Consider the following 18,455-nt stretch of genomic DNA (forward strand, 5'->3'; position numbering starts at 1 on the left):
CCAATGAGTTCATCGAGGCCGCCACCGTGCGGTGATGGCGCCCCTTCAGAAGTCGCGCTTGTAGAAAATATCCAGCGAACTGGCCAGGCCACTCGCCGCCTCAAGGTAGACCTTCTTGCTCAGCTTGTAACGCAACGCAATGGTATTGGCCGGCTCGAACACCCCTACCCCATATCGCAAGCTCAGTTTCTCGGTCAGGTTACCGCTAGCCACCACACTGGTGGAGTTGCCCGAGCCCTCGGTGTCCAACTGGAAATCGTCAATACCCAGGCTTGACGCGAGGCTGCCGGTGATTCCTGCGCTGCCAGCCAGGCCCAGGCCCAGGGCCGCCTCGGCAAGCATGTTGTTGTCCTCGCCCGAAGTGCCCAGCGGCCGGCCCAGCACCAGGTAGGACAGCGCCTGTTCCTGGCTCATCGCCGGCTCCGAAAACACCTTGGTAGTAGGCTGCTCGGCGCTGCCGCTCAGGCGAATACCGGCGATCACGTCATCAACTTGCCGAATGGCTTCGATGTCCAGGTAGGGCTGGTCGATGGGCCCGGCGAACAGCAAGCGCGCACGGCGAATGGTCAGGCGCTGACCGTAGGCGCGATAGCGTCCGTCAGCCAGGCTCAACTCACCACGGGTGTCCATGTTGTCGCCGATGTGTACATGGCCGAGCAAGTTGGCGGTAAGCCCAAAACCGCTGAACGACAGTTTGTCTTGCCCAACCTCTACATCAATGTCCATGGCCATCGCCATGGGCGTTTTGCCTTCTTCGGTCTGGTGGCCGACGATGACCGTGTCGTCCGATACTTTCACGGTCGACGGCGGCAGTTCGCGCACCGTGATCTTGCCTTTGGGCACCAGCACCTTGCCGGTCACCGCCAGTTTGTCGTCGATCAGGCGCAAGTTCAGGTCCGGCGCAACCTCAAGTGTTGCGTAGGGTTCGACGGTAACCGGCAACTGCTGGCCCTGCAGGCGCAGGTTCATGCCCAGGGCCTGGCCCCAGGTCAGGTCTCCGCTCAGCCGGCCACGGCCCGCCTCGCCACTGCGCCAACCACCGTTGAGCTGAACCTGCTCGCCAGCGATCAAGGCCTGCAGCGACAGGTCCTGCAAACTGACGGGCAGCTCAGCACCACTGACCTCGCCACCACTGAGCATCAGGTTGCCGTTGACCTTTGGCGCCAGCAAGGTGCCGGACAATCGGCCACTGCCATTCAATTGGCCTGCCAGGCGCTCGACCATCGGTACGAAAGGCCTGGCAACCGACAGGTCCAGACCGGCGAGGCTGAAGTCACCCGACAGCGGCTTGTCTTTCCCCAGCGGGTCGAGACGAGCGTTCAAGCTCAACTCGCCGAGGCGCTCGCCACGGAAATTCAGCCGTGTATCGATGCGGCGAGGCGCCAGGGTGCTGTCCAGGCGCAGCGCCTGGTAAGGGAAATCGATCCAGCGCCCATTGTCCCGCACCCTCAGGGTGCCGCCACTGGCATCGATACGCACGACACCCTTGGGGCCGCTGGCCGGAATGTCCAGATTGACGTCAGCGTTGAGCAGCCCCTGCCAGGCGAAATCCTTCGGCAGCCATTGGGCCAGGCTGTCCAGCGGGAACTGTTTGAGGTGATAACGCAGGCGCGGCTCTGGTGCCAGGCGTTGATCCTCGCCACACAGGCTGGCCTGACCGGAGCGCCAGCAGTGGGCACCGAAGTCCAGTTGGCCGCTGGCCAGGCGCTGCAGGCGGGCCGGCGCCTGCAACTGCCAGTCCTGGCCACCGGCCTGGACTCTGCCGCTGGCCAGCCGGCCACGCCAGTCCCCCTTGTTCAACTGGCCGTCGAGCCCCAGGTCAAGCTTCAACTGCGGGCCATCGAGGCCCAGGGTCAGGGCTTGCTGGCGGATATCGCCCTTGCCGTTGGCCTGCAAGGTGCCCAACGCCGTATCGCCCAGGCGGATACCATTGGCCTTGAGGTTGATCACGCCACGCTGGGCGTTGTCCAGGCGCGCATTGAGGTCAAGCCGCTGGATACGGTTCTGCTCCTGCGCCAACTGCTGGCCTTGCAGGGTGAGGGTACCCTGGGGAGCGCTCAGCGTGCCGCTGACATCCAGCCGCCCTTTGGCCTGGCCTCGCAGCCCGGGCCACAGTTGCCCTAGCCGGGGCAGGTCGAGGTCGACACGCCCGGCCAGGCGCTGCTGCAGGCTGCCACTGCCGTTGATGCGGTTGTCACCCAACTGCACAGCCAGCGCACCGAGGGTCCAGTTCTGCCCGGCGCCTTCGGCCTGTACCTTGAGCATCGCAGGCTGGCCGCGCAGGCGGCCCTTTAGATCAAGCTGGGCATCGAGGGTGAGCTGCTCACCCTTCATTTCACCTTTGCTGCGCAACGGACCGGCCAGGGTACCGGGCAGTTCGGCGAGCCAGTAGGCGGGGTCGAGTGCCGACAACTGCAGGTCGACATCCCAGGCCAGGGTATCGGCAAAGCGCACCGCGACACTGCCGGCTGCCTTGCCTTGCCCGGCGGTCAGGGCCAATTGCGGCAGGCGCACCTGGCCAAGGTCACCCTCGAAAGGGCTGGCCAACGTAAAGGCTCCGGCTGGGCCGTCGAGGTCGCCATTGAAAGTACCCTGGTAACTGCCATCGCGGTATTGCACCTGCGCGTTGAAGCGCTTGAGCGTGACATCTGGCGGCGCGTCCAACGGGTACAGACGTAGCCACGGGAAATCCTGCCAGTCGAGCTGAGCATCGGCCACCAGGCCTTGCTGCCAGTCGGCGCTGGCCTGCAGCTTCACGTGCTGAGCGTCGCTGGCAGAAAGGTCCAACGCCTGAACGTTCGCCCCTTTGCCATCTACCTTGCCCTTGAGCAGCAGGGCGATCGGTGCCTGTTCTGCCGGCAGGCTGGCGCTACCGGACAACTGATAACCTTTGAGCAAATCGCCCTCGGCGTCGAGCTTGAGCTGATTGAGCTGCAGCGTGTCCGGCAGCGTTTGCGCGGGTTTGAAGGCATCGGAGCGCAGCTGCAACCTGGCTGGCAAGTGCTCGGCCAGTGCCTGCAACTCACCGGTCAGACGCGCGTTGAGATAACCGCTGCTGGTCGCATCCAGTTCAAGGGTTTTCTGCAACTCGCCTTTGGCGGTCAGTGCCAGTTGCCAGGCCTGCCCTTGCACCGCAGGCAGGTGCACCTGCCCCTGCAGTTGCACCGGCCAGTCACCCTCGGGTTGCAGATCGCCCTGCACATTCAATTGCAGGTCATCGCGCTGCAGTTGCAGGCTGTCGATCTGCAGCCCTGTGGCAGTCCAGTGCGCCGCCAGGTGAAGATCGCCGAGCAGGTCGCTGCCATCGAGGCGCACCTGGCCAACCTTGACGTCACCCAGCTCGATGGCCACCGGCAGCCGCAAAACCGGTAACTGCAGCGGCCCGCTGTCGGCAGGTTGTTCGCTCGGCGCGAACACCATGTCGATACGCTGGGCATGCAGTTGATCGATGCACAGCGTTGCCCGCAATAAACAGCCAGGTGTCCAGTTCAGCAGCGGAGCCAGCACTTCGACGCGGTTGCCGCCGTCAGCCCAGGTCAATTGGCTCGCCTGCCACCTGCCCGCAAGGCGCCCTTGAAAGTTATCGACCTGCAGGCCTGGCACGCGCCCAAGTACCCAACGGCTGCCGCCTTCGGTACCAAGTAACGATGCCAGCGCCAGAACAACCAGTAACACACTGCCAAGCAGGCCCAGCAGAATGAATTTGAACACACGCATCACAGCTCAGGCCCCATGGAGAAGTGCAGGCGGATACCACCGTCGTCATCAAGGGCCTTGGCCAGGTCAAGGCGCAATGGCCCGACCGGCGAAACCCAGCGCACGCCGATACCGACCCCGGTCTTGAGGCTCGGCAGCTCCAGCGTGTTGAACGAATTGCCCTGGTCGACGAATGTCGCCACACGCCACTTCTCGGTCAGCGAATACTGGTATTCGACGCTGCCTGCCACCAGGTAGCGGCCACCGATACGGTCGCCGTCGCTATTCTTTGGCGACAGCGTCTGATAGTCGTAGCCGCGCACGCTCTGGTCACCACCGGCGAAGAAACGCAGCGATGGCGGGATGTTGTTCTTGTAACCGTTGGTGGCGCTGCCACCGAACTGCACCCTGCCGAGCAAGCGGTGGTTGTGCCCGAGCGTGGTCAGGCCCTTGAGCAGCACGTTGCCATGCAACAGGTTGGTGTCGGACACCAGCCCTTCCTTGGCCACCTGGGTATCGAACTGCAGGCGGTAGCCATTGTGCGGGTCGATGCGGTTGTCGCTGCGCAGGTAGGAGAAGCTTACGCCTGGCATAAGCAGGTTGCTCAGGCCCGAATCGTCGCCAAGGCGATACTCTTCACGCTGGTACTTGAGCGAGATCACCCGTTGCCAGCCACTGGGCAGCTTGCTGTGCCATTCCGGCCCCACGGTCAGCAGCTTGCTGAGTGTGTCTGTACCGGCGATCTCTTCATTCTGATAGCCGCCAGCGAAACGCAACTTGTCGGTCAGGGGTGGGTCAAGAGGCACGTCGTACCACAGCCCCACGTTTTGCCGGGGGGCTGAAAGTTCTGTTTCCCAGCCGTAGCTGTGACCTTGGGGGTTGACCCAGTGGCGTGTCCAATTGGCTTTGCCGCGCGGCCCGACATCCGTCGAGTAACCCAGGCCAAGCCCCATTGTCCGCGGCTTGCGGGTATCGAGGCGCACGTCCACGGGGATTTGCTCAGCCACTGCGGCAGTGGGCGCAGCATCGACCCGCACACCCTCGAAATAGCCGCTGGACTGCAGGTCGTTGTTCAGCTCAGCGATCAGTTCGGAGTCGTATGGCGTGCCCGGTTCGAACGAGACCATGCGCTGCAGCAGTTCTTCGTCCAGCGGCGTGTCGCCACTGAACCTGACCGCACCCAAGCGATAGCGTGGGCCGCTCTGATACACCAGTTCGATATCGGCCACCCCGGCCTGCGGGTCGACGGCAAGGCGCTGGCGGCTGAAATGCCCACTGAAGAAGCCGTAGCGCGACGCCTGGTTCTGGATCAACCGTTTGGCGTCCTCGTATAGCCCATGGTTGAGTTGCTGACCGGCGCGCAGGGCTTTGCTGTCGGGTACGCGAAACGCTTTCATCTCGCTGGCAGGCCCTTCGATGCGCACGGTTACGTTGCGCAAGCGCACAGGCTCACCCGGGTCGATATGAAGGATCAGCTTCGCCGGTTGGTCGGCCTTGGCAGGCGGCCTGACCTCGCTATCGATCTGCGCCTGATAGTAGCCAAGCGCTTGCGCCGCTTTTCGCGCCTGCTCCTGCGCCCCGCGGCTGAAGCGCAAAAGCGCCTCTTCATCGCGGTCACCCAGGGTACCTATATAGCCTTCGACATTGGCTTTGAGCGCTTTGTTGGCAGGGTTTACCTGCACAAGCAATTCGCTCTGCCCCCATGCTGTGAAACTAGCGGCCCAGAAAACCAGGCCCCAAGTCAGTCTTCCTGAATACGTCATGCGGCGCATGCTACCAGAGCCAGGCGCTCAAGGGAGCCGCCTGGCGGGCTTTCATGCTGTCGGGGAAATTGAAGATACCGGACAGGGATGAAAAAACACTCTTTCTCGGATTGGCCCTACAGCCACCTCGCCAATCTCCTCATACCCCTGGCGCTTATAGAACGGGAGGTAATGCTCGTTGCCCGAATCCAGCACCACGCCTTGTGTGTTGGGGTCTTCTGCGCACCAGTCGTGCACGGCCTGTAACAATTGTTCGCCATAGTGCTGACCGCGAAACGCTGGGTGCACACCCAGGAGCGGCAACATGTGGACCTGTTCTGTCGGCAGGCAACCGACCAGCGCCGCCTGATAATCCATGTAGCGTCGGGTGCAGCGTTGCCCGGTGCCCAGCAGCATGCGCAGGCGCCAGGCCCAGCTGTCGGCCACGCCCAACCGGCGCTGCGGCGGTACGATCAGCGCCAACGCTATCAAACGGTCATCCAGCAACAGGCCAATGGCCGGCAACTGCAGGTAGAAATGCTGTCGTACCCACTCGCGCACCATCACGCGCAAGCGTCGTTCATAGCCAGGGCGCTGGGCCTCGAAGATGTAGGCAAAGGTGGGCTCTTTAAGGTAGGCGTTGTACAGCAGTGAGCGTGCCTCACGGCTGTAGCCATCATCGAGTGTGCAGATGCGAGCCTGGGCGGCAGTGGCTTCGGGCATTGCGGGCAGTCCTCCTGGAATGGGCATACAGTGCCTTGGAGGAGCCCCACGGCGCATCGTTCCCCCCTTGAGTGCACGTTAGCAGCGCCTTCGCGAAGCCGCCACGCTGGTGATCAGGGACGATGTCGGCTAGCATCCGGCCTTTTACCGGGATTGTCTTTCCATGAAGATCGTCTGTTTCAACATCAATGGCCTGCGGGCCCGCCTGCACCAGCTGGCGGCGCTGATCGAAAAGCACCAGCCGGACGTGATCGGCCTGCAGGAAACCAAGGTCAGCGACGATCAGTTCCCCTTGGCCGACGTTCAGGCCCTGGGCTACCACGTGCACTACCATGGCCAGAAAGGCCACTACGGCGTCGCCCTGCTCTCGCGCCAGCCCCCGCTGAGCCTGTTCAAAGGCTTTGCCACAGACGAAGAAGACGCCCAGCGCCGTTTCATCTGGGGCACGTTCGCTGATGCCAATGGCACGCCGATCACCATCATGAATGGTTACTTCCCGCAGGGCGAAAGCCGCGACCACCCCACCAAGTTTCCGGCCAAGCAGCGTTTCTACAGCGACCTGCAGGCGTTGCTGGAGGGGCAGTTCAAGCAGGACCAACCGGTGCTGGTAATGGGCGACATGAACATCTCGCCCCAGGACTGCGATATCGGTATCGGTCCGGACAACGCCAAACGCTGGCTGAGGACAGGCAAATGCAGCTTCCTCCCCGAGGAACGCGAGTGGATGGAGCGCCTCAAGGGCTGGGGGCTGGTGGACAGCTTCCGCCACCTGCATCCAGAAGTAACGGACCGCTTCAGTTGGTTCGACTACCGCAGCCGCGGCTTCGAGGACGAACCCAAGCGTGGCCTGCGCATCGACCTGATCATGGCTTCGCAGCACCTGGTGCCGCGGATCAAGGCCGCGGGTGTGGACTATGAGCTGCGCGCGATGGAAAAACCCTCGGACCACGCGCCGATCTGGCTTGAATTGAGCTGACAGGCTCCGGCGCCTTCGCGAGTGAGGCAGCCCAACGCTTGTCGTGTGAACCGGCTCGCAGCGATGCAGGCACTGCGGTGCATGGCACCGGCTTTGCCGGTGATCGCCGGCAAGCCGGCCCCCACAGCGGACGCGTCGCGACGGGGGGCTAACCGACACTAAAGGCCCAACCGCAAGGCCTCCCCCACACCCGCCCCGCGCACATCATCCGCCGCACTGACCAGGGCAAAGTTGTAGGCACCATGCGACCAGTACCTCGCCTCCAGCTGGCCATCGACACGCTGCCCTTGCGGCATGCGCTCGAAACGCTCCCCAGGTGAGCGCAGGAACAGGCTGATGCGCTGCCCTTGGCGGTCCTGGAACACCAGCAACGCCGCTGGCCCTTGCTCATTGCTCAACAACCGTGCGCCCACAGGCTGGAACCCGTAGCCGGTGAGGTCAGGCAGCTGCCCCACCCTGCTGAAATGCCTGCCCAGCCAGTTACGCAACTGCGTCGGGTCACTGGCCTGGATATCCAGCGCCTCGCTGCCGGCGAACAAGCGGTGCGCCTGAACGGCGTCAGCCATGGGCAACTCGTTCCCTGCCAGCGTGACCTGCCGGGCCTGCCAACCACCCACCCCGCCTATGCCCAGTGCCAGCAGCAAAACCGCAGCCGAAGCCAGGCGGCGTTGGCGCCGTTGACGCACACGCCGCTGCAACTGGCCCCGATCCAACTGCGCCGCCCTAGGTTGATCGCCAAACCCGGCCAGGGCCGTGCGCAAGCGTCGAGCATCGTTGCGCCAGGCCTCGATACGTGCAGCTTGCTCAGGGTTGGCCGTCAGCCAGGCCTGCACCTCGGCACGCCGCGTCGGCTCGAGTCGATCGTCAACATAGGCATGCAGTTCGTCTTCGCTGGGTATCAGGCGCGTCATTTCAGTCTCCGCAAGGCCGGGGGCTGGGGGTTGCCCTCAGTCAGTTCACGCAAGGCGGCACGGGCACGTGACAGGCGCGACATCACTGTGCCGATGGGGATGCCCAGTGCCTGGGCCGCCTCCTTGTAGCTCAGCCCTTCGACACTCACCAACAGCAACAAGGCACGCTGTTCGGTCGATAGCCGGGCAAAGGCCTGCAGGTCGGCCTGGGCCAGAACGATGCTCTCGATGTTACCGCCGAGCGCTTCGCTTTCCTGCTCCGCGCGGCCGAACCACGATAGCCAGCGGTTATGCAGGCGCTCACGGCGTTTACCGTCGAGAAACAGCCGGTAAAGAATGGTGAACAACCAGGCACGCAGCGCATCCGCATCACGTTGCTGGCTGCTGCGGCTGAGGGCACGTTCTACAGTGCCCTGCACCAGGTCGTCGGCGCTGCCCGGTTCGCGGCTCAGCCACAAGGCAAAGCGGCGCAGGCGCTGCAGCAACTCGCGCCACTGCTGTTCGTCCAGGTCGTGCATGGCAAGGTACCGGCTCGGGGGTTGTCAGTGTAGGGGGCAGACGCGCCGCCACAAAATTTATTCCCATCGATGGAATAAATATTTCCCTGCCCCGTCGTACCGGCATCTTCACTGAACCGGATGAACACCATGAACTCACCCTTGCACGGCCCGGACAAGGCCCTGCGCCTGGCCGGCATTGGCGCCGTGATGCTGGCTTTGGGCGCAGGCTTTGCCTACGCCGCAGGCTGGATCGGCGGGCCGCAGCTGACTCCGCAACGCATCATCGACACCTTCGAAGCCCAGGCCGGCCACTACCCGGGTTATCGCAAGAACCACGCAAAAGGCCTGTGCGTCAGCGGCTACTTCCAGCCCAGCGGCCAGGCCGCCACGCTGTCGACAGCACGCGCGTTCACCCAGGATCGGGTACCGGTAATCGGCCGCTTCGCCATCGGTGGCGCCAACCCGTTCGCCCCCGATACGGGCATACCGGTGCGCAGCCTGGCAATTGAGCTGAGCACCGACGACGGCCAAGTCTGGCGCACCGGGATGAACAACCCCCCTGTGCTGGCGATCAGCACACCACAAGGGTTTTACGACCAGGTGCTGGCCAACGCGCCAGACCCTGCCACCGGCAAGCCGGACCCGGCAAAGCAGCAGGCCTTCTTTGCCGCCCACCCGGAAAGCGCTGCCTTCCGCCAATGGGCCGCAAGCTACAAACCCAGCGACAGTTTCGCCAACACCCAGTACCACAGCATCAATGCCTTCCGCCTGATCGACGCCAGTGGCACTGCGCACCCGGTGCGTTGGCAACTCGAGCCACAAACGCCTTTCGCTGCCCTGCCCGGCAAGGTCGACGACAAACAGTTCCTGCAGCATGACCTGCAGCAACGCCTGACCCAGGGGCCGTTGCGCTGGACCTTGCGGCTTGTACTGGCCAACCCCGGCGATGCACAGGACGACCCGGCCCAGCCCTGGCCCGCCGAACGGCGCAGCGTAGATGCCGGCACCCTGGTCATCGAACAGGTGGATGCACCGGAGCAAGGCGCTTGCCGTGACCTGAATTTCGACCCGTTGATCCTGCCCAGCGGCATCCAGCCTTCCAATGACCCGATTCTCGCTGCCCGTTCGGCGGCCTACTCGGAGTCCTTCAACCGCCGCAGCCGCGAATCCCTCGGCGCAGGAGCCCGCCCATGAAACCCGAAGCCTTCCACCCCCTTGCCCGCTTGGTGCATTGGCTGATGGCGATACTGATCATCGCCATGCTGTTCATTGGCGTGAGCATGGTTGGCGACCTGTCGCTGCGCCACCCGGTGCTGGTAGAGTTGCACAAGGCCACGGGCCTGGCGCTGCTGCTTCTGGTGATCGTGCGTATCGGTCTGCGCCTGAGCCTTCCTCACCCCCCTCTGCCACAAGACCTGCCCGCGCTGCAGCGGCTTGCCGCAGGCGCATCGCACCTGTTGCTCTACGCGTTGATGCTGGCAATGCCGCTATTGGGCTGGGCCATGCTGTCGGCAGGCGGGTATCCGCGCCCGCTGCAACTGCCCGCGATCGCCCCGCACGACCTGCAACTGTACGCAATGTTGCGCCAGGCGCATGGCTGGGCCGGCTACCTGTTGTTCGCTACGGTACTGGTGCACCTGGGCGCGGCGCTGATGCATGCACTGGTGCGCCGGGACGGGGTATTGCGTAGCATGTGGCCAGGGCCGCTGCGCCGCAGTGACTGACGGCATGCGGTGCATGGGCTGGCCCGCAACGCTGAATGTCTCATCGATCTGCACGCCGTCTGTTCAACTGCCCTGGACTGCCCAATGAATGTCGCAAAGGACCCTGCCCCCTTGACCACCGCCAGTACACTGGACACGCGCCCGTTGCTGCTGGCCAACATGGCCTGCACCATGGCGATGATGGCATTCGTCGCCTTGATCGGGCCCATCGCCCGACTGCTCGGCATGGCCACCTGGCAAGCTGGCGCTGCGGTGACTGTGTCAGGTGTGGTCTGGGTGCTGCTGGCCCGCCCCTGGGGCCGCGCAGCCGACCGCCTGGGCCGCCGACGCATCCTGTTGCTGGGCAGTGCCGGCTTCACGGTGGCGTATTGGCTGCTGTGCCTGTTCGTCGAAGGCGCATTGCGCTGGCTGCCCGGGGCTACCTTGGCGTTCGTCGGCCTGATGCTCGCGCGCGGCTGCATCGGTGCCTTCTACGCGGCCATCCCGGTGGGCTGCAATGCGCTGATCGCCGATCATGTCGGGCCACAACAGCGCGCCCGTGCCATGGCATCGCTGGGTGCAGCGAATGCCGTGGGCCTGGTACTCGGGCCGGCGCTGGCCGCATTGCTGGCACGGCACAGCTTGAGCCTGCCCTTCCATGTGATGTCGCTGCTGCCTGCCAGCGCGTTTCTGGTCCTGCTGTTCAAACTCAAGCCACAACCCCTGGCCCATCGCCATGCGCCCAGCCCGGTGCACTTGAGCGACCCGCGCCTGCGCCGGCCGCTGCTGGTGGCATTCAGCGCGATGCTCAGCGTGACGGTGTCGCAGATCATCGTCGGCTTCTTCGCCCTTGACCGCCTGCAGCTGGGGCCGGCAGAGGCCGCCCAGGCTGCCGGCATCGCCCTGACCACCGTCGGGGTGGCACTGATCCTGTCACAAGTCATCCTGCGCCAGCTGGAATGGCCACCGCTGAAGATGATCCGCGTTGGCGCCAGCGTTTCGGCACTGGGCTTTGCCGCCGGTTCGCTGGCTACCAGCGCGCCGTGGCTGTGGGGGTGCTATTTTGTCGCTGCCGCCGGCATGGGCTTTGTCTTCCCGGCGTTCTCGGCACTCGCCGCCAATGCCATGCACGCTTCAGAACAGGGCGCCACCGCCGGCTCCATCGGCGCAGCTCAAGGTATGGGCGCGGTGATCGGCCCGCTGGCCGGGACACTGATCTACGCCCTCGACCCACGCCTGCCATTCCTGGTGGTGGCTGTGCTGTTGCTGCTGGTCGGGCTGTGGCCTATGCCGCGCTCACGCGCCTGACAAGCACAGCGCGCGAGCGTGCAGAGTGTGTTTTAATGCGCCCATTATTTTTAACACCTCTGATTACAAGGCGGCTATGGACACGGGGACACGACTCAAACTGGTGCGTGAACGCAACAACCTTTCCCAACGCGAACTGGCCCGCCGCAGCGGGCTCACCAACTCGACCATTTCGCAAATCGAGCAGAACCGCGTCAGCCCATCGGTAAGCTCCCTGAAAAAACTGCTCGAAGGCATCCCGATGACCTTGGCAGAGTTCTTCAGCTTCGACGAGCCGGTACGGGAAGAGCGCTTCGTGTTCCGCGCCAGCGAGCAGCCCGACCTGGGCCGCAATGGCCTGCGCATGCTGCTGGTCGGTGCCAGCGTCGAGGCACGGCAGATGCGCATGCTGCGTGAACTGTATGCACCGGGTGCCGATTCGGGTGAGCCGATCGTGCATGCCGAAGGCGAAGAATGCGGACTGGTCACACGGGGCACCGTGGAACTGTGGGTCGATGGCCAGGTCAGCGTTCTGAACTCCGGCGATGGTTACTACATCCCCACCACCCTGCCGCACAGCTTCAAGAACATTGGTCAGGACGAGGCGGAGATCATCAGCGCCAACACGCCGGCCAACTTCTGATTCAAGGCCCAATGGGCCGGGCTGATCGCGGCCAGCACCGCGAACAGCCCGCAGCGCTCAAAGCTTCAGTGCATCGGCCACGAAGTCCAGACGATCCTGGCCAAAGTACATCTGGCCATCGACAAAACAGGTCGGCGCACCAAACACCCCGCGCTCCACAGCCTCTTCTGTCGCCTGTTTCAATGCCGCCTTCACCTCTTCGTCGCCAGTCAGCAGCTGAAATTCAGCGGCGGTAAAACCGGCTTCAGCGAGCACCTGCTCCAATACGGTGACATCACCAAGGTTGCGCCGTTGTACCCATAACCCGTTGAACAGCGCCGCGAGCAAAGCGTCGAAGCGTTCCGGCGCGCGCAACTGCGTGCCCACCAGGCCACGCATCAAGGCCAAGGTGTTGATGGGAAAGCCAGGCGGCAGCCCGAACGGCACGCCATAGCGCGCGGCAAACCGCGCCAGGTCGGTGAACATGTAGCGCCCCTTGGCGGGGATCATCACTGGCGACGCGTTGCCTGTGGCCTGAAACACGCCGCCAAGCAACATCGGCCGGTAACGCAACGCTGCGCCATGGCGGGCGCACAGCGCCGGTAGCTGGGTCCAGGCCAGATAGCTGGCGGGGCTACCCAGGTCGAAGAAGAACTCCACGGTCTTGCTCATGCAACGCACTCCTTTAAGGGTAGGGCTTACCAGCGCTCCATCCACGGGCGCAGGTCGAGTTCGAAGGTCCAGGCGTCGCGTGGTTGTGCGTGCAGGAACCAGTAGCTGTCGGCGATGTGCGCGGGATCCAGAATGCCGTCCTGATCCTTGAGGGCGTAGCGTTCGGGGAAACTGTCACGGATGAATGCAGTGTCGATGGCGCCATCCACCACCACATGGGCAACGTGGATATTGCGCGGCCCCAACTCACGCGCCATGCTTTGCGCCAAGGCCCGCAGGCCATGCTTGGCTCCGGCGAAGGCCGCAAACCCGGCTGCGCCACGGGTGCCCGCGGTGGCACCGGTAAACAGGATTGTGCCGCGCTCACGCACGACCATGCGCCGTGCCACCGCCTGGGCGGTGAGAAAGCCTGCGAAGCAGGCCATTTCCCAGATCTTGAAGTACTTGCGCGGGGTTTCCTCAAGGATGCTACAGGGGACATTGGCGCCAATATTGAAAACGAAGGCTTCGATCGGCCCGATATCCCGCTCGATGGTTTCGACAAGCTCGGCGACTTCATCTTCCTTGCGTGCATCGGAGGCGAAACCGTGTGCCTGCCCGCCGGCAACACGGATCTCTTCCACCAAGGGTTGCAGTTTGTCGACCTGACGCCGTGTGACGCAGGCGATGTACCCCTCACGGGCAAAGCGCTTGGCGATTTCGCCGCCAGTGGCATCTCCCGCACCGATCACCAGCACCACTTTTTGTTGTTCTGTCATACGCGCCTCAATTGATGAACGATCGTTTAGTAAACGAACGCTATGTTACGATCACCGGCAACGTCAAGCCCGCCCGCGAGGTTTTTCAGGTGCGCTACTCAACTGAACACAAGCAACAAACCCGTGACAAGCTGCTAGCCAGCAGCGGTGCGCTGGCCAAGCGCGGCGGTTTTGCCAGCACCGGCGTGGCCGGGCTGATGAAAGCCATCGGCCTGACCGGCGGCGCCTTCTACAACCACTTCCCGTCCAAGGACGACCTGTTTACCGAAGTGGTCCGCCAAGAGCTGTGCAACAGCCCGCTGGCACGCCTGGCCAATCAGGGCGCCAGCCGCGAACGCCTGGTGCGCTGCCTGCAGCAGTACCTGAGCCTGGCGCACCTGCACAATCCCGAAGGCGGTTGCCCGCTGCCGCCACTGGGCGTGGAGATTGCCCGAGCCGAACGGCCGGTGCGTGAAGAAGCCGAGCACTGGCTGGTGAGCCTGCACAGTGCGTGGAGCCAGACGCTGGAGGATGAAGCCCTGGCCTGGGTGCTGATCAGCCAGTGTGTCGGGGCGCTGGTGGTCGGGCGCATGCTGGCCAGCGAGTCGGTCCAGACCCAGCTTCTGCAAGCCAATCGAAGTTGCATCGAAAGGGCTCTGAATGAGAGCTGCTAGCCTGCTGTGTGCAATGTTGCTGAGCACTACGGCCTCGGCCGAACAGGCCTGCCCACCGGGGCAGTATCAGGTCTGCCTGATGGGCTGCTTTTGCGCGCCGATCGACCTTGGCCAGGCCGGCCAGGTGCTCAAGGACGTCGAGGTCATGGCCTCCAGCAGCCTGGCCTTCGCCTTGCGCCAGGCCCGCGATGAAGCTACCGCCAACGGCAGTGAACCGATCCCCTTGCACATCCGAGCCCAGCTTGAGGGCTGGTATGACTTTGCCGTGCTCGATGCAGCGCGCTATCGGGTTGGGGACGAGCAGCAGATCAGCGCCGCCAATGCCCTGCTGCAGAACCCGGATGTGAATGCGGTGACGCTGATCGACACGATCATCTTCCGCCATGCCAGTGATGCAGAGGACAACGTGGCACTGTGGGCGCATGAGCTCAAGCATGTGCAACAGTATCAGGAACTGGGGGTAGAGGAATTCGCCCGTCGCTATACGCGCAATTACGAGGCGCTCGAAGAGCCGGCCTACAAGATCGAGGCCGAGGTCGGCAAGGCCTTGCGCCAGCGCAGTTCGGGGCAGGCTCGTTAGCCTTCACCGGCCTCATCAGGAGGAAGCAGTAGCCCCCTCACCCTCTTCCACCCTGCTGGCATACCGCTGCGCCAGCACCGCACACACCATCAACTGGATTTGATGGAACAGCATGAGCGGCAAGATCATGGCGCCGATGCCACTGCCCACGAACAACACTTGCGCCATTGGCACACCCGTGGCCAGGCTCTTCTTGGAGCCGGCAAACAGGATGGTGATGCGGTCTTCCAGGCTGAAGCCCAACACCTTGCCCAGCAAGCGCGTACCGTACAGCACTACCGCCAGCAGAATCCCGCATACGGCGAACAAGCCCGCCAGGTGCTGCGGCGATACCGTGTGCCACAAGCCCGTCACTACCGCCTCGCTGAACGCGGTGTAGACCACCAGCAGGATCGAGCCCTGATCCACCACTTTGAGCCAGCGCGCATTGCGTTTGACCCATGCGCCAATCCAGCGCCGCGCAATCTGCCCGGCGATGAAGGGCACCAACAGCTGCAGGGTGATTTTCAGCACTGCATCCAGGCCCGACCCGGTATCGCCCCCAGCCCCCAACAGCAGCATCACCAGCAGCGGCGTCAGGAAGATCCCGATCAGGCTGGACGCCGCTGCACTGCAAATGGCAGCTGGCACGTTGCCGCGGGCCAACGATGTGAAGGCGATGGCCGACTGCACAGTGGCGGGCAAGGCGCACAGGTAGAGCACGCCCAGATACAACTCGTTGCCCACCAGCGGCACGAACAGTGGCTTGAAGGCAAGGCCGAGCAACGGGAACAGCACGAAGGTGCAGGAGAACACCAGCAAGTGCAGGCGCCAGTGCCCGGCACCGGCGATAATCGCCTCGCGCGACAGCTTGGCACCGTGCAGGAAGAACAGCAGACCGATGGCCAGGTTGGTCAACCAGCCGAAATACACCGCGCCATCACCAGAGCAGGGCAACACGGTGGCGATCAGCACTACCCCGAGCAAGGCCAGGGTGAAGTTGTCGAACAACATGCGCAAATACTTCATAACAGTTCCGTCTTGTCGTTGTGCAATGACAGACGATAAGGTCTTGAGCTTTTTCCCGCTAACGCTGGAACCCCCACCGGTGTCGCTCAACGGACACAGTCTGAAAAGGATCGTTGCATGCACTTCGCTCGCCTCACTGCAGCTACCGCGCTGGCGTTGATCGCCGCCACGGCAAACGCAGCCGCCCCCCTGCAGGCCCAGGTCGACGAGATCATCCGCCCACTGATGCGTGACCAGGACATCGCCGGCATGGCCGTAGGCCTGTACGTAAACGGCCAGGCGCACTACTTCAGCTACGGCGTGGCCAGCAAGGCCGACAACAAACCCGTCACCGCCGATACGCTGTTCGAGATCGGTTCATTGAGCAAAACCTACACCGCTACCCTTGCCGCGCTGGCCAGCGCCGAAGGCAAGCTTGATCTCGACGCACCGGCCCAACGCTACCAGCCAGCCCTTGCCGGCACGTCGCTGGGTAAAGCCAGTGTGCTCGAACTGGGGGCGTACAGTGCCGACTGCCTGCCCCTGCAGTTCCCTGACACCGTCCAGACGGACGAGCAAGCCCTGGACTTCTTCCGAACCTGGAAGCCCCGTGCTGAGCATGGTACCCAGCGCTGCTATTCGAACCCAAGCCTGGGGCTGTTCGGCGACTTGGCAGCACGCGCGCAGCAGCAGCCATTCGCAGAACTGATGACCAAAAGCCTGTTGCCACAAATGGGCCTGAAACACACCTACCTGCAGGTACCTGCCAGCGCGCAGGGCCTCTATGCCCAAGGGTATGACGCACAAAACCGGCCGGTGCACGTCAGCCCGGGCCCGTATGCCGATGAGGCCTACGCAATCAAGACCAGCGCCAGCGACCTGCTGCGCTACGTGCGCCTGCACATGCAGCCAGCCGAGCTGTCGCCTGCGTTGAGAAATGCGGCCGCCATTACCCAGGCGGGCTATTTCCAGGTCGGTGCAATGACCCAAGGCCTGGGATGGGAACGCTACCCCTACCCCGCAGCGCTCGATACGCTGGTCGATGGCAACGGTTCACGGATGGTTCGGGAGCCTCAGGCCACCCAGCGTCTGAACCCGACACGCCCCGCCCTGCCCCAGGCCTGGTACAACAAGACCGGCGCCACGGGCGGCTTTGGCGCCTATGCCGCGTTCATTCCGGCCGAAGGCAAGGCCATCGTTCTTCTGGCAAACCGCAATTATCCCAACGAAGAACGCGTGCGTGCGGCCTACCGGATCCTCTCCAGCATTGACCGCTGAAAGGCACCCCGAGCAGGATTGTCCGACAAGATGTAGTGGAAAAAAATATTCACTACAAAACGGTTGACGCCATTCATCGCGCTTGGGCATGATGAAGCCGTCTCCCTGATCGGGAGCGGTGGCAAGGGTGTTCCAGATGGCCTGCGCGGTAACGCAGGCCGTCCGTGGAGAGGGAACTGTCCAAAAGGCAGCGTGAGAAAGCCCCTGTTGCGATGCTGCTGTAGCAGCCTTGGTAGTGCGCTACATGCTGTAGCGCCAACTGTGAAAATCACCAACAAAAACGGGTAATGGGGGCTTTATGATGAACTTGAACAACAATCCCACAATTGACCAACTGGCCCAGCTGTTTGCCATGCGCAAGGACAGCCTCGACGACCACCTGCTGTGGGTCAGCCAAACCGGCGAAGTGCGCCTCGACCGCCTGCCGCCGAACACCATCGAAGATGAATTCGAAGAGCACCTGCCCAGCATGCGTGCCCGCTTCAAGGTCTACCGCCGTGGCCAGGGCTACGTCGGCAAGAAGGCCGCCGCCGACACCGAGTTCGTTGGCCGCGTGCTGCAGACCCTGCAACAAGAATGGCCCGCCGCCCGTGAGCGGCAGGCAGTCAAGGTGATCGAGCCGCTCAACTGACCCTTCATTGAGCTGCCACACCACTTCCTGAGCCCGGCCCGCATAGGCCGGGCTTTTTCATGCCTTGCGACGCTGTCGCTGCGGCAATGCCAATGCGCCAATCGCCAGCGCCCTGGCCCGCTCGACGCCCCATACCAAAGCACGTGTCATGGTCTCACCCGGGCGTGCCGGGTAATACTCTTCCAGCAACGCTTTGCCGTCCTGGCCGTACAGCCCAAGGAACAGTTGCGTGGCGCCCAGCCGTGACAGGCGCACCTGTACATCGATGGTGGTGCCATCGCTCAGTGCTTCATCGTGGCTGCGGCAGTGCAATTGCGCATCGGCCCACTGCCAGTAAGCCTCTTCCCTGACCCGCATGCAAACAGTGCTCCTTTCCTGAGATCCCCAGGCAGAAGACCACAGCTGCATCGATTCGGCGAGCACAACCCAGCGTTACCATGAGCAAGATCAAACAAGGAACAAAAAAAACCCGCGAAGGGTGCGGGGTTATGTGAACGGGGTCACTTTCTCGGGGCAACCCTCGGCGTGAAGCGGCCCTTTTTGCTGCGTTGCAGATGTGCCGGTTGCAACTGCTCCGAATCATCCAGCGTCATGTGGGCAAAGCCCAGCCGAAACGCTGCCTGACCGCAGCGCACCTGGCTGTTGATAGGGAACGCATCATTCATGTCTTCGAAAAAGGACTCACTCATGCCCTGTCTCCATTTCAGTGGCGACCGCGCCGGCAAGTGAAGGGTTT

19 protein-coding genes are annotated in these 18,455 nt (G+C 63.3%); 9 read left to right on the forward strand and 10 right to left on the reverse strand.

The annotated features are described in order from the left end of the window. Positions 1 to 45: 45 nt before the first annotated feature. From BLX42_RS25970 to BLX42_RS25980, 3 genes are read right to left on the reverse strand one after another with little or no spacing between them, the layout of a single operon-like run. Entirely contained in the window at positions 46 to 3,720 is a 3,675-nt protein-coding gene (locus BLX42_RS25970; RefSeq protein ID WP_161872955.1) for a translocation/assembly module TamB domain-containing protein, read from the reverse strand. Next, on the reverse strand, positions 3,717 to 5,459 hold the full coding sequence (locus BLX42_RS25975) for an autotransporter assembly complex family protein (RefSeq protein WP_161872972.1): 1,743 nt from the start codon (positions 5,457 to 5,459) through the stop codon (positions 3,717 to 3,719). Before BLX42_RS25975 ends, BLX42_RS25970 begins: the two co-directional genes overlap by 4 nt. Before the next feature lie 51 nt (positions 5,460 to 5,510). After that, the gene (locus BLX42_RS25980) at positions 5,511 to 6,161 is read right to left on the reverse strand and encodes a GNAT family N-acetyltransferase (protein WP_161872956.1); all 651 of its coding nucleotides are present in this window, start codon (positions 6,159 to 6,161) and stop codon (positions 5,511 to 5,513) included. A 163-nt stretch (positions 6,162 to 6,324) separates the two neighbouring features. Here BLX42_RS25980 and xthA point away from each other — a divergent pair, with 163 nt between their 5' ends. Continuing rightward, a complete protein-coding gene (gene xthA, locus BLX42_RS25985) occupies positions 6,325 to 7,137 on the forward strand; it encodes an exodeoxyribonuclease III (protein ID WP_161872957.1) in 813 nt (270 codons plus the stop codon). Between the two features lie 158 nt (positions 7,138 to 7,295). Here the strand turns inward: xthA and BLX42_RS25990 are convergent, their stop codons facing one another. Together BLX42_RS25990 and BLX42_RS25995 are read right to left on the reverse strand one after the other, a co-directional pair. Beyond that, positions 7,296 to 8,048 carry an anti-sigma factor gene (locus tag BLX42_RS25990; RefSeq protein WP_161872958.1) on the reverse strand — a complete coding sequence of 251 codons (753 nt, stop codon included), beginning with the start codon at positions 8,046 to 8,048 and terminating at the stop codon, positions 7,296 to 7,298. Beyond that, the gene (locus tag BLX42_RS25995; protein WP_046785443.1) at positions 8,045 to 8,566 is read right to left on the reverse strand and encodes a sigma-70 family RNA polymerase sigma factor; all 522 of its coding nucleotides are present in this window, start codon (positions 8,564 to 8,566) and stop codon (positions 8,045 to 8,047) included. Before BLX42_RS25995 ends, BLX42_RS25990 begins: the two co-directional genes overlap by 4 nt. A gap of 129 nt (positions 8,567 to 8,695) precedes the next feature. Here BLX42_RS25995 and BLX42_RS26000 point away from each other — a divergent pair, with 129 nt between their 5' ends. The 4 genes from BLX42_RS26000 (at position 8,696) to BLX42_RS26015 (ending at position 12,181) form a co-directional block, all read left to right on the forward strand. Continuing rightward, positions 8,696 to 9,742 (forward strand): catalase family peroxidase, encoded by a 1,047-nt coding sequence (locus BLX42_RS26000; protein WP_161872959.1) that lies wholly within the window; start codon positions 8,696 to 8,698, stop codon positions 9,740 to 9,742. Beyond that, on the forward strand, positions 9,739 to 10,272 hold the full coding sequence (locus tag BLX42_RS26005; protein ID WP_046785444.1) for a cytochrome b: 534 nt from the start codon (positions 9,739 to 9,741) through the stop codon (positions 10,270 to 10,272). The genes BLX42_RS26000 and BLX42_RS26005 overlap by 4 nt, the downstream gene beginning before the upstream one ends. 84 nt (positions 10,273 to 10,356) lie before the next feature. After that, positions 10,357 to 11,559, forward strand: coding sequence for an MFS transporter (locus BLX42_RS26010; protein ID WP_161872960.1), 1,203 nt, complete (start codon positions 10,357 to 10,359; stop codon positions 11,557 to 11,559). Positions 11,560 to 11,635: 76 nt separating this feature from the next. Further along, positions 11,636 to 12,181 (forward strand): cupin domain-containing protein, encoded by a 546-nt coding sequence (locus tag BLX42_RS26015; protein WP_012314247.1) that lies wholly within the window; start codon positions 11,636 to 11,638, stop codon positions 12,179 to 12,181. A gap of 57 nt (positions 12,182 to 12,238) precedes the next feature. Here BLX42_RS26015 and BLX42_RS26020 read toward each other — a convergent pair whose 3' ends face one another. Both BLX42_RS26020 and BLX42_RS26025 read right to left on the reverse strand, forming a co-directional pair. Continuing rightward, on the reverse strand, positions 12,239 to 12,832 hold the full coding sequence (locus BLX42_RS26020) for a 2-hydroxychromene-2-carboxylate isomerase (protein ID WP_115275038.1): 594 nt from the start codon (positions 12,830 to 12,832) through the stop codon (positions 12,239 to 12,241). 26 nt (positions 12,833 to 12,858) lie between these two features. Beyond that, positions 12,859 to 13,590: an SDR family oxidoreductase gene (locus BLX42_RS26025; protein WP_161872961.1), complete on the reverse strand. Its 732-nt coding sequence runs from the start codon at positions 13,588 to 13,590 to the stop codon at positions 12,859 to 12,861. Positions 13,591 to 13,679: 89 nt separating this feature from the next. Here BLX42_RS26025 and BLX42_RS26030 point away from each other — a divergent pair, with 89 nt between their 5' ends. Together BLX42_RS26030 and BLX42_RS26035 are read left to right on the forward strand one after the other, a co-directional pair. Then, positions 13,680 to 14,243, forward strand: coding sequence for a TetR/AcrR family transcriptional regulator (locus tag BLX42_RS26030; RefSeq protein WP_161872973.1), 564 nt, complete (start codon positions 13,680 to 13,682; stop codon positions 14,241 to 14,243). Further along, a complete protein-coding gene (locus BLX42_RS26035; RefSeq protein WP_115275040.1) occupies positions 14,230 to 14,823 on the forward strand; it encodes a DUF4157 domain-containing protein in 594 nt (197 codons plus the stop codon). Before BLX42_RS26030 ends, BLX42_RS26035 begins: the two co-directional genes overlap by 14 nt. Positions 14,824 to 14,838: 15 nt before the next feature. On the opposite strand, the gene BLX42_RS26040 is transcribed toward BLX42_RS26035, so the two are convergent. Continuing rightward, entirely contained in the window at positions 14,839 to 15,831 is a 993-nt protein-coding gene (locus BLX42_RS26040; protein ID WP_046785449.1) for a bile acid:sodium symporter family protein, read from the reverse strand. Positions 15,832 to 15,948: 117 nt separating this feature from the next. Between BLX42_RS26040 and ampC the strand changes: the two genes are divergently transcribed. Further along, positions 15,949 to 17,088 carry a class C beta-lactamase gene (gene ampC, locus BLX42_RS26045; protein WP_161872962.1) on the forward strand — a complete coding sequence of 380 codons (1,140 nt, stop codon included), beginning with the start codon at positions 15,949 to 15,951 and terminating at the stop codon, positions 17,086 to 17,088. 298 nt (positions 17,089 to 17,386) lie between these two features. Then, positions 17,387 to 17,719: a hypothetical protein gene (locus tag BLX42_RS26050; protein ID WP_012314240.1), complete on the forward strand. Its 333-nt coding sequence runs from the start codon at positions 17,387 to 17,389 to the stop codon at positions 17,717 to 17,719. Positions 17,720 to 17,776: 57 nt separating this feature from the next. On the opposite strand, the gene BLX42_RS26055 is transcribed toward BLX42_RS26050, so the two are convergent. Both BLX42_RS26055 and BLX42_RS26060 read right to left on the reverse strand, forming a co-directional pair. Then, the gene (locus BLX42_RS26055) at positions 17,777 to 18,076 is read right to left on the reverse strand and encodes a hypothetical protein (protein ID WP_161872963.1); all 300 of its coding nucleotides are present in this window, start codon (positions 18,074 to 18,076) and stop codon (positions 17,777 to 17,779) included. Between the two features lie 143 nt (positions 18,077 to 18,219). Beyond that, the gene (locus tag BLX42_RS26060; RefSeq protein ID WP_012314238.1) at positions 18,220 to 18,408 is read right to left on the reverse strand and encodes a hypothetical protein; all 189 of its coding nucleotides are present in this window, start codon (positions 18,406 to 18,408) and stop codon (positions 18,220 to 18,222) included. Between the last annotated feature and the right edge of the window lie 47 nt (positions 18,409 to 18,455).

The sequence above is a fragment of the Pseudomonas sp. SG-MS2 genome (assembly GCF_009933855.1).
GTDB lineage: Bacteria > Pseudomonadota > Gammaproteobacteria > Pseudomonadales > Pseudomonadaceae > Aquipseudomonas > Aquipseudomonas putida_E.